The organism is Thermomonas sp. S9, from assembly GCF_024704365.1.
Lineage (GTDB): Bacteria > Pseudomonadota > Gammaproteobacteria > Xanthomonadales > Xanthomonadaceae > Thermomonas.
In genome coordinates, this window is the sequence record NZ_JAJDFY010000001.1 from 2,251,477 (window position 1) to 2,264,917 (window position 13,441).

Genomic DNA, 13,441 nt, shown 5'->3' on the forward strand with positions numbered 1-13,441 from the left:
TATCGCACTATTCCTTCTTCCACCCCGACAGCGCCGCGAACGGACTGGCCTGGGCCACCTCTTCGGCGGTCGGCGCGAACTCGCGCTCCACCGCCTCGGCATCGGGCGACACCGGCACCACCGGCAACGCCAGAATCAACTCGTCCTCGACCAGGTCGGCCGGCCGCAGCAGGCCATCCGGCGCCACCAGCAGCGCCTCGTAGCCGGCCGGCAGGGCCGCTTCGTCGGCCTCGTCACGGATCAGGCCCAGCCGCTGCTGCAGGCGCACCGGCAGCAGGAAGCGCTGCAGACTGCGCTGGCATTCCAGCGGCAGGGCGGCCTCGATCCGCAGCTCGGCGTATGGCAGCTGCATCGGGTCGGTGCCGAACGCCAGCACGAAGCGGGCCTCGCCATCGCCGTCGAGCAGGCTGCCGCGCAGGCGCGACATCGCCGCCAGCGGCACCCGGCCTTCGAACTCGCGCCGGGCCGCCACCATGCGCCAGGCATCCAGAACCTCGGGAATGCGGCTGGCGGATGGCTCGGACATAAGACGCGGCATCCTACGGATTCGGGGCTTTTCTGTCAAATCAACACGATAGCCGGAGCCTGCCGCGCAGCGCCGGGTTTGCGCCCTCCGGCGTCCTCGCGCAGACTGTGCCGATGCCGCCCGGACTGATCCTGCTCCTCGTGTTCGCCGCCTTCGCCGCGGCCAGCCTGTGGCTGGCGCTGCGCGTGTACCGCCGCAGTCGCCACCGCCAGCTCGCCATCGGCCGCGTGCTGGACGCCGCCGACGCGCTGGAGGAGCGCCTGCGCGCGGCGCGCAGCGAGCTGGAGACGGTCGCCGCCGACGCCGACAACCCGGTGCTGGGCGCGATGCAGGAACTGCTGCGCCAGCGCCTGTGGCTGCAGCAGTATGCGCAGTCGGCCAGCCTGGAGTCGCTGCAGCAGATGCGCGAATCGCTGGACGCGGCGCGCAGCCGGATCGACACGCAGCTGCGGCGGGTGGACCGCGCCCGTGCGGAGGCATCGCCATGAGCCGGCTGGTGCTGGCCTCGACCTCGCGCTACCGGCGCGAGCTGCTGCAGCGGTTGCGGCTGCCGTTCGACAGCGCGCGCCCGGAGGTGGACGAAGCCGCCCGGCCCGGCGAGGCGCCGCACGCGCTGGCGCAGCGGCTGGCGCAGGCGAAGGCAGAGGCGATCGCGCAAACGTTGCATGGCGCGGATGCCTGGGTGCTGGGCTCCGATCAGGTCGCCGATCTGGACGGCACGCCGCTGGGCAAGCCCGGCGGCCGCGCGGCCGCGCTGGCGCAGCTGCGCGCGATGGCCGGCCGCAGCGTGCGCTTCCATACCGCGGTCTGCCTGGCGCACCCGGACGGCCGCCGCCTGCACGACGTGGATCTGACCGCAGTGCGGCTGCGCGCGCTGGAGGATGCCGAGATCGCGCGCTACGTGGACGCCGAGCAGCCCTACGACTGCGCCGGCAGCTTCAAATCGGAAGGATTGGGGATCGTGCTGTTCGAGGCGATCGACAGCCGCGACCCGACCGCGCTCATCGGGCTGCCGCTGATCGCGACCGCCCGCCTGCTGCGGCAGGCGGGCTTCCCGCTACCGTAGCCGGCGCCGCCGCGCAGGCGGGCAAGGGCGCACCATCGGCCGCTGCGAACAGCAGCCAGAAGCGCTTGCCGCCGCCATCCACCTGCAGCACCTGCGCCGCCGGCAGCCCGCCCAGCTGGGCGCACAGCCAGCGCCGGTATTCCGCCTCGCCGTCGAAGCCGGCGTGCTCGGGGCTGGCCACCAGCAGCCACGGCCGCGGCAGCGCGCGCGGCGACTCCATCAGTAAACCCCACAGCGCCAGCTGCGCCTGGCGCCCGTGCTTGCGGTTGAGCGGATGGTCGAGCACGCGGATGTCGGGATCGCCGAGGGCGAAGCCCAGCTCCGCGCCGAGCTTGAAGTCGGCAGCCAGCAGACGGGTACCGGGCGGCACCTCCGCCAGCCGCGCCCGCACCCGCTGCGCCAGCGCCTGCCAGTCCGAGAAATTGGCCGGATACAGCCCGTGCGCCGCGGCCCAGGCGCGCCCCTGCGGCAGCGCCGCCATCAGGCAATAGCCCAGCGCCAGCGCCTGCCCGAGGCCGAGCACAGCCCAGGTCGCGCGCCGCCAGGTGCGCGCCCAGCCGGCCAGCGCCGCCGGTACCAGCGGCAGCAGCGCCACATGCCCGGGCAGCGGCCAGTGGAAGCTCACCCGCTGGCGGTCGGCGAAGAACCCCAGCAGGAAGAACCCCCCGCCAGCAGCACCCCGCACAGCGCCAGGCAACGCGCGGCCGGGCGCGGATCGCGCAGCCCGCGCCAGGCCGCCAGCAGCAGCGCCAGCAAAAGCAGCGGCGTGGCCAGCAGCGACTGCAGCGCGCCCAGGCGCAGGCCCTGCCAGTCGAACGCCCACGGGTTGCGTTCGATCAGCTGGAAACGCAGCCCGGCCTCGGCATGCTGCGCGTTCCACTGCAGCAGCGGCAGCTCAGGCCAGCACGCCCAGCGCCAGCGCCGCCCACTGCCACGGCCGGACCAGCGCGCGCCGCCCTCGCGCAGCAGCAGCAGGGCCGCCCCGCCGGCCAGCAGCACCGCTGCGAAGCGGTAATGGGTCAGCCCGCCGATCACCAGCCCCAGCGCCAGTTCCGCCGCCGCCGCGGCCTGCACCCGGCGCAGCGCGCACAGGCAGGCATCCAGGCACAGCAGGCTGGCCAGCAGCAGCGGCACGTCGGGCAGCGCCAGCAGGCCCAGGGTGCCGCCCAGCGGCAGCAGCAGGAGCAGCAGGCCCGCACGCCAGCCGCTGGCAGGATCGAACTCGCGCGCGGTCATCCGCACCAGCAGCCACGGCAGCAGCGCGCCAATCAGCAGGAACGGCAGCCGCAGCCCCAGCGCGGTCGGCCCGAACAGCGCCACCCCCAGCCGCGCCAGCCACGCGGTCAGCGCCGGCAGGTCGGAATAGGCCCAGGCCAGGTGCTGGCCTTCCTGCCAGTAGAAGGCCTCGTCCACGAACAGCGGCAGCCGCGCCGCCAGCATCAGCTTGAGCGCGCACAGCAGCAGCCAGATCCCGATGAACCAGGATCGCGCCGGGTCCGCGCGCCCTGCCGCATCCACTGCCGCGCCTGCCGTCGTATTCATTGATGCGATTCCCGCCGCGTTCGCCACAACGTGCATGCCCGGGCGTCCTCGCTACACTCATCCCTTCCCCCGAGACCCATGCCTACGACATGTCCGCGATCCCGGCTCCGGCGCAGATGCTACCCGATGCCCTGCGGCAGGCCCTGCGCGAAGCGCAGGCGCAGGTCAACCAACTGGTGCTGGGCAAGCCGCAGCAGGTGCGGCTGGCGTTCGTGGCCCTGCTGGCGGACGGGCACCTGCTGATCGAGGACCTGCCCGGCCTCGGCAAGACCACCCTGGCGCACGCGCTGGCCGCCACCCTCGGGCTGGAGTTCGCGCGCGTGCAGTTCACCTCCGACCTGCTGCCCTCCGACATCCTCGGGGTCTCGGTGTACGAGGCACAGGCGCGCCGCTTCGAATTCCATCCCGGCCCGGTGTTCACCCACGTGCTGCTGGCGGACGAGATCAACCGCGCCCCGCCGCGCACCCAGAGCGCGCTGCTGGAGGCGATGGCCGAGCACCAGGTCAGTCTGGACGGCCAGACCCGCGTGTTGCCGGACCCGTTCTTCGTCATCGCCACCCAGAACCCGGTGGATCTGTCCGGCACCTATCCGTTGCCGGATTCGCAGCTGGATCGCTTCCTGCTGCGGCTGGCGCTGGGCTACCCAGACGATGCCACCGAACGCGCCCTGCTGGCCGGGGCCGACCGCCGCGACCTGATCGCCGCGGCGCGCCCGCTACTGGACGCCTCGCGCATCCTCGCCCTGCGCCGCGCGGTGCTGGAGGTGCATGCCGGCGATGCCCTGCTGGACTACGTGCAGGCGCTGCTGGCGCGCAGCCGCCAGCAGCCCGGCGTGCGGGTGGGACTGTCGCCGCGCGCCGGGCTGGCCCTGCTGCGCGCGGCGCGCGCCCACGCCCTGCTGCTGGGGCGCGCGCACGTGGTGCCCGAGGACGTGCAGGCGCTGTTCCCGGCGGTGGCCGAGCACCGGCTGGTGGCGGAGGCCGATGCGTCCGTCGCCCAGCTCGCCAGGGCCATCCTGCACGCGGTCGCGGTGGACTGAAGCATGCGGGCGGCGCTGCGCCAGCGCATCCGCGGCTGGACCCGCCCGCGCGCGCCGGAGGGACTGCCGGCGCAGCTGGACCGACGCCGCATCTACGTGCTGCCCACCGCCAGCGGGCTGTTCTTCGCCGCCCTGCTCGGCGCGATGCTGCTGGGCGCACTCAACTTCAACAACAATCCCGGCCTGCTGCTGGCGCTGCTGCTGGCGGGCGCGGCGCATACCAGCCTGGTGGCCGCGCATTTGCAGCTGTCCGGGCTGCGGATCGAGGCCGTCTCCGCCGAACCGTTGGCGGCCGGAGGCACGCTGCACCTGCGCATCGCCCTGGGCTGCACGGATACCCGCGTGCGCCGCGGCCTGCGCATCGCCTGTGGTGAACAGGCGGCCACCACTCTCCCACTGCTGGACGCCCGCGGCGCCACCGCCGAACTGCGCCTGCCCGCGCCGCGCCGCGGCCTGTGGCCGCTGCCGCGCCTGATCCTCTCCAGCGTGCAGCCGCTGGGCCTGGCCCGCGCCTGGGCCTATGTCTGGCCGGCGCAGTCGCTGCTGGTGTATGCCGCGCCGGAGCCGCAGGCCCCGCCGCTGCCGGCGGCCGTCGGTGTCCAGGGCCGCGCCCGGCCCAGCCGCAGCGGCGAGGACCCGCACCACCTGCGCGACTACCGCAGCGGCGACGCGCTGCGGGCGGTGGCCTGGAAAGCCTCGGCGCGGCACGCCAGCCTGCTGGTGCGCGAGGACGAACAGCAGCAGGCCGGCGAGTTGCGCCTGGACTGGCAGCAGACCGCCGGCTTGCCCTACGAGCAGCGCATCAGCCGGCTGGCGCGCTGGGTGGACGAGGCCGAACGCGAGGGCCGCCGCTACGCGCTGGCGCTGCCGGGGCAGCCAGCGATCGCCACCGGCCACGGCGATGCCCACCGCCACCGCTGCCAGCGCGCGCTGGCCCTGCTGCCGCGGGAGCCGGCGCATGCCTGAGCCTGCGCGCTCGCCGCCGATGCCGCCGGCCAGCCTGCTGCAGGTGCGGCTGGCGGCGCTGGCCTGCCTGCTGCCGCTGCTGCTGCAGTTGCCGCCGACGCTGGGGCTGGGGCTTGGGATCGGCGCCGTGGCGGTCCTGGCGGCGTCGTGGCGGCAGCCGCTGCCGGCGGTGTTGCGCTGGCTGCTGGGCGGCACCGCACTGCTGGCGGTAGCGGCGGTGCTGCCCGGAGTCGGACGCGATACCGCCTGCGCGCTGCTGGCGGCGATGCTGGCGCTGAAGCCCGCGGAAACCTACAGCCTGCGCGACGGCCGCAGCCTGCTGGGGTTCGCCCTGTTCGCCCCATTCGCCACCTTCCTGCTGGATCAGGGTCCGCTGAGCCTGCTGCTGGCGCTGGCCGGGGTGCTGCTGGCGCTGCTGGCGCTGCAGCAGCTGGCCGCCGACGAAGCCGGGCTGCCGCCGCGCCCGCCGCGGCCGGCGCTGGCCGGAGTGCTGCGCCTGGCCGCACTGGGTCTGCCGCTGGCGCTGGCGGCGTTCTGGCTGTTCCCGCGCCTGCCCTCTCCGCTGTGGGGGCTGCCGCAGCGCAACGCGGCGGTGCCGGGGCTGTCGGACACCATGACTCCGGGCGGTTTTTTCGAGCTGCTGCTGGACGACAGCCCGGCCGCGCGCGTGCAGTTCTTCGGCGCCGCGCCGGCGCCACAGCAGATGTACTGGCGCGGGCCGGTATTGTGGGATTTCGATGGCCGCACCTGGCGCCAGGCGCGCGACCTGCTGGCGCAGCCACCGGCGCCCGTCCAGGCCAGCGGGCCGGTCTGGGACTACCGGATCGATCTGGAACCCACCGAGGACCGCCAGCTGGTGGCACTGGACGTGCCGCTGCAGCTGCCGGAAGGTGCGCGCCTCGACCACGACCTCGCCCCGCAGGCGGAGACGCCGCAATACAACGTCTCGCGCTGGCGGATGCGCTCGGCCGCGGCGGTGGTGTTCGAGCCGGAACTGCCGCCGGCGCTGCGCGCGCGCGCTGGCGCTGCCCGCCGGCTACAACCCGCGCACGCTGGCGCTGGGGCGGCAGTGGCGGCAGCAGGCCGGACGCGACCCGCAGGGGCGCAGCGACGCGGCGATCGTGGCGCGCGCGCTGGCGATGATCCGGCGCGATTTCGCTTACACCCTCGACGTGCCGCCGGCCAGACGCAACGAGGTGGACGATTTCCTGTTCGACCGCCGCGCAGGCTATTGCGAGCATTTCAGCTCCGCCTTCGTGGTGCTGATGCGCGCCGCCGGCATTCCGGCGCGGGTGGTGACCGGCTACGCCGGGGCCTACCGCAATCCGGTCGGCGGCTACTGGCTGGTGCGCAAGTCCGACGCGCATGCCTGGGCCGAAGTCTGGCTGCCCGCGCGCGGTTGGATGCGGGTGGACCCGACCGCGGCGGTCGCACCCGAGCGGGTGTACGACACCCTCGCCGACCGCCGCCCCGGGCGGATCGCCGGGTTCGACGGCCTGGCGCCGATGTTCGATGCCGCCGACTGGCTGCGCCGCGGCTGGAACGACTTCGTGCTCGGATTCAACGCGCAGCGCCAGCAGGCACTGCTGAAACCGCTGGGCCTGGCACGGCTGGGGGCGTCCGGGCTAGCCGCGCTGTTCGCCGCGGTCGCGCTGCTGGCGCTGGGCTGGATGGCGTGGCGGATCGCGCGCGGCGAGCGCACGCGCGACCCGCTGCTGCGCGCCTGGCGCGCGCTGGAAGCGCGCTACCGCCGGCGCGGGCTGGGGCGCGCGCCGCACGAACCGGCGCAGGTCTGGGCCGCGCGGGTGGGCGCGGACGTGCCGCACGCGGGCGTGCCGCTGGCGGAACTGGCGCGGCGCTTCTCGGATGCCCGCTATGGCGCGCCCCCCGTGCCTGCGGCGCTGCGCGCGCTGCTGCGCGATCTGCGCCGGCACCGGCCCTGAGCCGGCGTGCCTGGAGCGCCTGCTATGATGCCGGTGCGCCGCGGCGCGACCCATGGACATGCCTTCTTGCCCATCGCCGCAACACCCGCTCCCCGCCCCTGACGCTGCGGCCGTCCGCCGCATGCCGGGCCGTCCTGCCTGCCTTCCCTCCCCCGCACCCGGTGACCGCCTGTGCTGGAACTGCTGCTGATCGTCCTCGCCCTGATCCTGCTCAACGGCTTCTTCGCGCTGTCGGAGATGGCGGTGGTGACCTCGCGCAAGGCGCGCCTGAAGCAGCGTGCCGAGGACAGCCGCGGCGCGCGCAAGGCGCTGGAGCTGGCCGAGCATCCGGAGCAGTTCCTGTCCACCGTGCAGGTGGGCCTGACCCTGATCACCGTGCTCACCGGCATGCTCGGCGGCGAAGCCCTGGGCCAGCTGATCGGCCAGTGGCTGGCGCGCCGGCTGCCGGTGCTCGGGGAGTCGGCCGCGCCACTGGGCACCGTGCTGGCGGTCAGCCTGATCACCTACCTCAGCATCGTGCTGGGCGAGCTGGTGCCAAAGCGGCTGGCGCTGCTGGCGCCGGAGCGGGTGGCGGCCGCGGTGGCGGTGCCGATGCACGCGCTGTCGCGCCTGGCCAGCCCGGCGGTGTGGCTGCTCAGCGCCACCGTGCGTGGCCTGCTGCGCCTGCTGCGGATGAGCGGCAGCGACGGCTCGCGGGTCACCGAGGAGGAGATCCAGCTGCTGGTCAGCGAAGGCCACGAGCAGGGTGTGATCGACAGCGACGAGCGCAACATGCTCAACCGCGTGATGCGCCTGGGCGACCGTACTGCCGACAGCCTGATGACTCCGCGCACGAAGATCGCCTGGCTGGACGCCTCCGCCTCGCTGGCCGAGAACCTGGCGACGATGCAGGAACACGCGTATTCGCGCTACCCGGTCTATCGCGGCAACGACAGCGACGTGGCCGGTATCCTCGAGGTCAAGACCTTGCTGGACGAACTCGGAAAACCGCAGCCGGACCTGTTCGCGGGACTGCGCCCGGCCCTGTTCGTGTCCGAATCCACCCAGGCCATGAAGCTGCTGGAGATCCTGCGCGAGGAGCAGCAATCACTGGCGCTGGTGGTGGACGAGTACGGCGACATCCAGGGTCTGGTGACGGTCAGCGACATCGTGGACGCGGTGATCGGGCGCCTGCAGTCGGGTGCCGAGGCCAGTCCCGGCGAGGCGCTGGTGGTGGCGCGCGAGGACGGCTCGCTGCTGGTGGACGGCGGCCTGCACGTGGAGGAACTGCGCGAGCTCACCGGCGAACGCCTGACCGATGCCGACGAGCTGGAATACCGCACCGTGGCCGGGCTGGCGATCGCCCGCTTCGGGCGCATCCCGCACGTGGGCGAATATTTCCTGCTGGGTCCGTGGCGGATCGAGGTGGTGGACCTCGATGGCCCGCGGATCGACAAGCTGCTGCTGCAGAAGCTCGAACCGCCCGCCGCCGGTGAGGGCTGAGCCCGCGTTCTTCCGGCCTCAGCGCAGCAGGTCGAGGAAGGCCTGCGGCTCCAGCGGGTGCCCCAGCCAGTAGCCCTGGACCAGGTCGCAGTCGCGGTCACGCAGCAGCTGGTACTGGCCCTGCCGCTCCACTCCTTCGGCCACCACCACCACGCCCATCGAATGCGCCATCGCGATGATCGCGCTGGTCAGCGCCAGGTCGTCGGGGTCGCGCAGCAGGTCGGTGATGAAGCTGCGGTCGATCTTCAGCCCGTCCACCTGCACCCGGCGCAGATGGCTCAGGCTGGAATAGCCGGTGCCGAAATCGTCCAGCCACACCCGCACCCCGAGCTGGCGCAGCTTGCCCAGCAGCTCGGTGACGTAGGCCTCGTCGCTGATCACCGCGGTCTCGGTGAGCTCCAGGTGCAGCCGCTCCGGCGCCAGCCCGCTGCTGTCCAGTGCATCGGCCACCTGTTGCAGCAGTTCGCCGCTGCGCAGCTGGCGCGCGGAGACGTTCACCGCCACGAATGGCGCCTCGCCCGCATCCGCCGGCACCGGCCAGGCGGCGGCCTCCGCGCAGGCGGTCTGCAGCGCCATCAGCCCGATCGCCTCGATCAGGCCGCTCTGCTCGGCCACGTCCACGAATACCGAGGGCGCCACCGCGCCGTATTCCGGATGGTTCCAGCGCAGCAGCGCCTCCGCGCCCACCAGCACACGGTCCTGGGTGCGGTAGATCGGCTGGTAGGCCAGGCTGAGTTCGCCGCGCGTCCACGCACCGCGCAGCTCCTGCTCCATCCGCACCCGGCGCTCCACCGCCTGGTCCATCGCGCGGCTATAGAAGCGGTAGCAGTTCTTGCCCGCCACCTTCGCCTGGTACATCGCGATGTCGCCGTTCTTCATCAGCAGCGAGGCGCTGCTGGCATCGTCCGGGAAGATCGCCACCCCGACCGAGCCGCCCAGCAGCACCTGCCGGCCGTGCAGCAGCATCGGCTCGCTGAGTGCCTTCACCAGCGCCTCGGCCAGGCGGATCGCCTTGCCGCGGATGCCGGCGTCGAGGTCGGCTTCGCCCAGCTGCAGCAGGATCACGAATTCATCGCCACCGAAGCGCGCGACCACCGACTCGGTGCCGTCCACCGAGGCCACCGCCTGCTCGATCCGCGCCGCCACCTGCAGCAGCACCTCGTCGCCGGCCTCGTGGCCGAGGGTGTCATTGATCCGCTTGAAGTCGTCGAGGTCGGCGAACAGCAGCGCCAGCTGCGAGCTGGTGCCCTGGGTCTGGCGCAGGCGCTGTTCCAGGGTCTCGCGGAACGCCAGCCGGTTGGACAGCCCGGTGAGGGCATCGCTGTAGGCGACCCGGCGGATGTCGCGGTCGTGCCTGGCCACGCTGTCGCGCATGCGCCCGAACGCGCGGATCAGATCGCCAAGCTCGTCGCTGCGCGCGCTTTCCGGCACCGGGGTGCTGAAATCGCCGGCCTCGATCTGGCGCGCGGCTTCGCCCAGCAGGCGGATCGGGCGCACCAGCAGGCGCTGCACCACGGCCGCGCCGACCAGCGCCAGCACCGTCAGCGCCGCGAACATCAGCAGCAGCCAGCTCATGCTGCGCTGGTTGACCGCGTTGAACTGTTCGCGCAGCGACGACAGCGCGCCCGATTCGGCGCGCGCCACCGCCGCCATCGAATAGCCGATACGCACCCCGCCCAGGCGCTCGTCGCCGATCGTGATCGGCTGCGACACGTCCAGCAGTTCGGCGGAGAGGTGGGTGTGCGGGCCGGTGGCCGCCACCACCTCGGCCGCCAGCGGGTCGTCCATCGGCCGCCCGTAAGCGGCGATGTCGCCGGAGCCATCGTGCAGGATGCGGCCTTCAGGGTCGTACACCAGCACGTAGTCCCCTCCGGCGCGCGCAGGGCGTTGCGCGCGAGGATGCCGACCGCGTCGAGGTCGAAGTAGTACAGCGGGTTGGCCAGCGCATCCGCCAGCTGCCGCGCCTGCGCCTCGCCGGCCAGCCGCATCTGCTCGGCCAGCAGGGCATGCGTGCTCTGGCGCGCGATCTCGATCGCCTCCTCCTGGCTGCGCTGCTCGCGGAACCACAGCAGCGTCATCAGCAGCAGCACCAGCGCCAGCCCCGACAGGATGGCAATCTGGAACCGCGATTGCAGGCTCAGGCCAGCGCGCCTCACTCGACCTCCGCGCGCACGCGCCGAACCCCGCGCCCCAGCCATTCCAGCGAGCGCCGGTCCTCGGCGCTGATCGGCAGCAGCCGCGCGGTGCCGAGGAAGCGGCGCAGGGCCTCGCCCGCCTCCGGGTCCTGCGCGGCCTCCTGCAGCACCTCGTTGAGGCGTGCCTCCACCGCCGGATCCAGCCCGGTGCGGGCCAGCATCAGCGCGCGCGGCACGTCCTCGGTGCGCCCGATCACGCGAAAGTCCTGGGCGAACGCGGGCGGCATCCGCGCCGGGTTCAGCCAGTCGAGATTGCTCAGCACGCCCGCGTCCACCAGGCGCTTGTGCACCCAGGTGGTGATGTTCAGCTCGGTGCGCGCGAACACGTAGCCCACCCGGTCCGGCGCCGGCTTGTCCATCGGCGACAGCAGCAGCTCCAGCGACTGGCCCTGCGCCAGCAAGGTCGCCGCCGGCAGATAGTAGGCGCTGGTGGAATACGGGCTCTGGAAGGCGATGCTGTGCCCCACCAGCTCCTGCAGCGACTGGATCGGGCTGTCGCGGCGCACGAAGAACACGCTGTGGTAGCGCTGCGCGCCGTCGCGCTCGGTGATCAGGAAGGCATGCGCCACCCCGCGCTGCTCCAGCAGGGCGGCGTTGCCGGCGGTCTCGTTGATCCAGTCCACCCGCCCGCGCCGCAGATAGCTGGTCATCTGCTGCAGATCCTTCGCCATCAGGATGCGGCCGCTGCGGATGCCAACCGGAGCCATGCGCGGAATCACATAGTCCAGCAGCGGCTTGAGCTGGTCGTAGTGGGCCTTGGGGTCATCGCTGACCCGGCCCAGCACCAGCACGCCGTCATCGCTTTCCGGGGCGACCGCCGGTGCTGCCATCGAAGGCAGACCGGCGGGCAGCAGGCAGCTCAGGCACAACAACGCGAACGCTGGCGCGAATCGGCGCATGGCGTGCGGCTGTCCCCCTGGCGTTCGGATGGCGATCAGGCTACCCGATTTTGCGCCGCCCGCGGACTGTCCGGCCAGGCGCGCCATGCGCTGGGCATCGGCCAGCACCCCGCGCAGCAGGCGCACCTCGGCGCTATCCAGATTCGCGCGCAGGAACAGCCGGCGCAGCTTGCGCATCGCCGATTCCGGAGCGCGGCCTTTGTGGAAATCGATCTGGTCCAGGGTCTGCTCGAGCTGGCCGAAAAACCCCTCCAACTCGGCATGCGAAGCCGCCCCTTCCGAGGGTGGCGGCGTGCGCGCCTCGCCCGCGGGCAATCTGCTGTCCCCCAACATGGCGCAGCGCAGCTCGTAGCTCAGCACCTGCACCGCCGCCGCCAGATTCAGCGAGGGGAAGGCCGGATCCGAGGGGATGTGGATCGCGGCGTGGCACAGCTGCAGTTCCTCGTTGTCCAGCCCGGTGCGCTCGCGTCCGAACACCAGCGCCACCGGCCCGCTGGCGGTGGCCGCCACGGCGCGGGTCGCGGCTTCGCGCGGATGCAGCGGCTCCAGCTGCACGCGCCGGCTACGCGCGGTGGCGCCCAGCACCCAGCGGCAGTCGGACACCGCCTCGGCCAGGCTGGCGAACACCGGCGCGGACGCGACCAGATCATCGGCACCTGCCGCCATGGCCTGGGTGTCGCGGTCGGGCGCCTTTTCCGGTGCCACCAGCACCAGCTGCGACAGGCCCATGGCCTTCATCGCGCGCGCCGCGGAGCCGATGTTGCCGGGATGCTGGGTGCCGACCAGCACGATGCGCAGGCGACGCGCGGCTTCGTTTAGTGTCGATGTTGCATTCATGCGCGAATGGTAAACTGCGCGGCCCCGACCCTGCGCCGGGACTGTTCTTTGCCGCCGCCGCCCCTTCCCTCACATCCGTCGAGGCGTCTTGCCATGCAAAAACCTGCCGTCAACGTCATGGTCAAGGCGGCCCGCGCGGCCGGCGGCGTGCTCCTGCGCAACATGAACCGGCTCGATGCGATCAACGTGATCGAGAAGGACCGCCTGGACTACGCCAGCGAAGTGGACGAGCAGGCCGAGCAGGCCGCGGTCAAGGAACTGCGCCGCGCCTATCCGGATGCCGGGTTTCTGGGCGAGGAAAGCGGCGGCCACGGCGGCCGGGGCGGCGCGCTGTTCGTGATCGACCCGCTCGACGGCACCAGCAACTACCTGCACGGACTGCCGCACTGGTGCGTCTCGATCGCGCTGGTCGAGCACGGCGAGCCGCAGCACGCGGTGGTGTTCGACCCGCTGCGCAACGAACTGTTCACCGCCAGCCGCGGCAGCGGCGCGGTACTCAACGACCGCCGCATCCGCGTTTCCGAGCGCAAGGATCTGTCCGGCGCACTGCTGGCCACCGGCTTTCCGCCGCGCGAGCGCGAGCGCGCGCCGGCGCAGCTGGAATGCGTGCGCGAACTGCTGCGCAGCATCGAGGACATCCGCCGCACCGGCTCGGCCGCGCTGGATCTGGCCTATGTCGCCTGCGGCCGCTTCGACGGCTATTTCGAATCCGGGGTGAAGCCGTGGGACATCGCCGCCGGGGTGCTGCTGGTGCGCGAGGCCGGCGGCCGCGTGTGCGACTTCCGCGGCGCCCAGACCGGCCCGCTGGACAGCCGCGGCCTCCACGGTCGCGCGCTACTGGCCGGCAACCAGAAGCTCAGCGCGGAGCTGCAGAAGGCCATCGTGCAGTCCGGCTACGCCGCCGCGGTCGGCTGAGCGCCACGCCACCCCGCTACCGGCCCCGTC

At 72.8% G+C, this 13,441-nt stretch carries 10 protein-coding genes and 3 pseudogenes; 7 read left to right on the forward strand and 6 right to left on the reverse strand.

All coding sequences use genetic code 11. The features are described 5' to 3' along the window. Positions 1 to 7 precede the first annotated feature (7 nt). On the reverse strand, positions 8 to 526 hold the full coding sequence (locus LJB71_RS11180; RefSeq protein ID WP_259304240.1) for a YceD family protein: 519 nt from the start codon (positions 524 to 526) through the stop codon (positions 8 to 10). Between the two features lie 113 nt (positions 527 to 639). On the opposite strand from LJB71_RS11180, the gene LJB71_RS11185 reads away from it, so the two are divergent. Together LJB71_RS11185 and LJB71_RS11190 are read left to right on the forward strand one after the other, a co-directional pair. After that, positions 640 to 1,014, forward strand: coding sequence for a hypothetical protein (locus LJB71_RS11185; protein ID WP_259304241.1), 375 nt, complete (start codon positions 640 to 642; stop codon positions 1,012 to 1,014). Continuing rightward, complete coding sequence (locus LJB71_RS11190; protein WP_259304242.1) at positions 1,011 to 1,592, forward strand: Maf family nucleotide pyrophosphatase; 582 nt, start codon at positions 1,011 to 1,013, stop codon at positions 1,590 to 1,592. Before LJB71_RS11185 ends, LJB71_RS11190 begins: the two co-directional genes overlap by 4 nt. Here LJB71_RS11190 and LJB71_RS11195 read toward each other — a convergent pair. Together LJB71_RS11195 and LJB71_RS11200 are read right to left on the reverse strand one after the other, a co-directional pair. Continuing rightward, on the reverse strand, positions 1,528 to 2,277 hold the full coding sequence (locus LJB71_RS11195) for a hypothetical protein (protein ID WP_259304243.1): 750 nt from the start codon (positions 2,275 to 2,277) through the stop codon (positions 1,528 to 1,530). The genes LJB71_RS11190 and LJB71_RS11195 overlap by 65 nt on opposite strands. Continuing rightward, positions 2,214 to 3,134, reverse strand: coding sequence for a glycosyltransferase family 39 protein (locus LJB71_RS11200; protein WP_310649418.1), 921 nt, complete (start codon positions 3,132 to 3,134; stop codon positions 2,214 to 2,216). The genes LJB71_RS11195 and LJB71_RS11200 overlap by 64 nt, the downstream gene beginning before the upstream one ends. Positions 3,135 to 3,223: 89 nt before the next feature. Between LJB71_RS11200 and LJB71_RS11205 the strand changes: the two genes are divergently transcribed. From LJB71_RS11205 to LJB71_RS11220, 4 genes and pseudogenes are all read left to right on the forward strand, one after another. Continuing rightward, complete coding sequence (locus LJB71_RS11205; protein ID WP_259304244.1) at positions 3,224 to 4,174, forward strand: AAA family ATPase; 951 nt, start codon at positions 3,224 to 3,226, stop codon at positions 4,172 to 4,174. A 3-nt stretch (positions 4,175 to 4,177) separates the two neighbouring features. After that, positions 4,178 to 5,140: a DUF58 domain-containing protein gene (locus LJB71_RS11210; protein WP_259304245.1), complete on the forward strand. Its 963-nt coding sequence runs from the start codon at positions 4,178 to 4,180 to the stop codon at positions 5,138 to 5,140. Beyond that, positions 5,133 to 7,083: pseudogene (locus LJB71_RS11215) on the forward strand (DUF3488 and transglutaminase-like domain-containing protein). Before LJB71_RS11210 ends, LJB71_RS11215 begins: the two are co-directional and overlap by 8 nt. A 174-nt stretch (positions 7,084 to 7,257) precedes the next feature. Then, positions 7,258 to 8,565 (forward strand): hemolysin family protein, encoded by a 1,308-nt coding sequence (locus LJB71_RS11220; RefSeq protein WP_259304807.1) that lies wholly within the window; start codon positions 7,258 to 7,260, stop codon positions 8,563 to 8,565. Positions 8,566 to 8,583: 18 nt separating this feature from the next. Here the strand turns inward: LJB71_RS11220 and LJB71_RS11225 are convergent. From LJB71_RS11225 to LJB71_RS11235, 3 genes and pseudogenes are all read right to left on the reverse strand, one after another. Next, positions 8,584 to 10,643 (reverse strand): annotated as a pseudogene (locus LJB71_RS11225) (EAL domain-containing protein). A 74-nt stretch (positions 10,644 to 10,717) separates the two neighbouring features. Beyond that, complete coding sequence (locus LJB71_RS11230; RefSeq protein WP_310649447.1) at positions 10,718 to 11,746, reverse strand: phosphate/phosphite/phosphonate ABC transporter substrate-binding protein; 1,029 nt, start codon at positions 11,744 to 11,746, stop codon at positions 10,718 to 10,720. Then, positions 11,732 to 12,496 (reverse strand): annotated as a pseudogene (locus LJB71_RS11235) (RNA methyltransferase); the annotation flags it as partial. The gene LJB71_RS11230 and the pseudogene LJB71_RS11235, both read right to left, overlap by 15 nt. 93 nt (positions 12,497 to 12,589) lie before the next feature. Between LJB71_RS11235 and LJB71_RS11240 the strand changes: the two are divergent. After that, positions 12,590 to 13,411, forward strand: coding sequence for an inositol monophosphatase family protein (locus LJB71_RS11240; protein ID WP_259304246.1), 822 nt, complete (start codon positions 12,590 to 12,592; stop codon positions 13,409 to 13,411). The last annotated feature ends 30 nt before the right edge of the window (positions 13,412 to 13,441 follow it).

Excerpts from the sequence above, each read along its gene's own strand:
- LJB71_RS11240 (WP_259304246.1), top strand. The coding sequence starts at position 12,590 with ATGCAAAAACCTGCCGTCAACGTCATGGTCAAGGCGGCCCGCGCGGCC.
- LJB71_RS11200 (WP_310649418.1), bottom strand. The coding sequence starts at position 3,134 with ATGAATACGACGGCAGGCGCGGCAGTGGATGCGGCAGGGCGCGCGGAC.
- LJB71_RS11230 (WP_310649447.1), bottom strand. The coding sequence starts at position 11,746 with ATGGCGCGCCTGGCCGGACAGTCCGCGGGCGGCGCAAAATCGGGTAGC.
- LJB71_RS11205 (WP_259304244.1), top strand. The coding sequence starts at position 3,224 with ATGTCCGCGATCCCGGCTCCGGCGCAGATGCTACCCGATGCCCTGCGG.
- LJB71_RS11180 (WP_259304240.1), bottom strand. The coding sequence starts at position 526 with ATGTCCGAGCCATCCGCCAGCCGCATTCCCGAGGTTCTGGATGCCTGG.
- LJB71_RS11185 (WP_259304241.1), top strand. The coding sequence starts at position 640 with ATGCCGCCCGGACTGATCCTGCTCCTCGTGTTCGCCGCCTTCGCCGCG.
- LJB71_RS11190 (WP_259304242.1), top strand. The coding sequence starts at position 1,011 with ATGAGCCGGCTGGTGCTGGCCTCGACCTCGCGCTACCGGCGCGAGCTG.
- LJB71_RS11210 (WP_259304245.1), top strand. The coding sequence starts at position 4,178 with ATGCGGGCGGCGCTGCGCCAGCGCATCCGCGGCTGGACCCGCCCGCGC.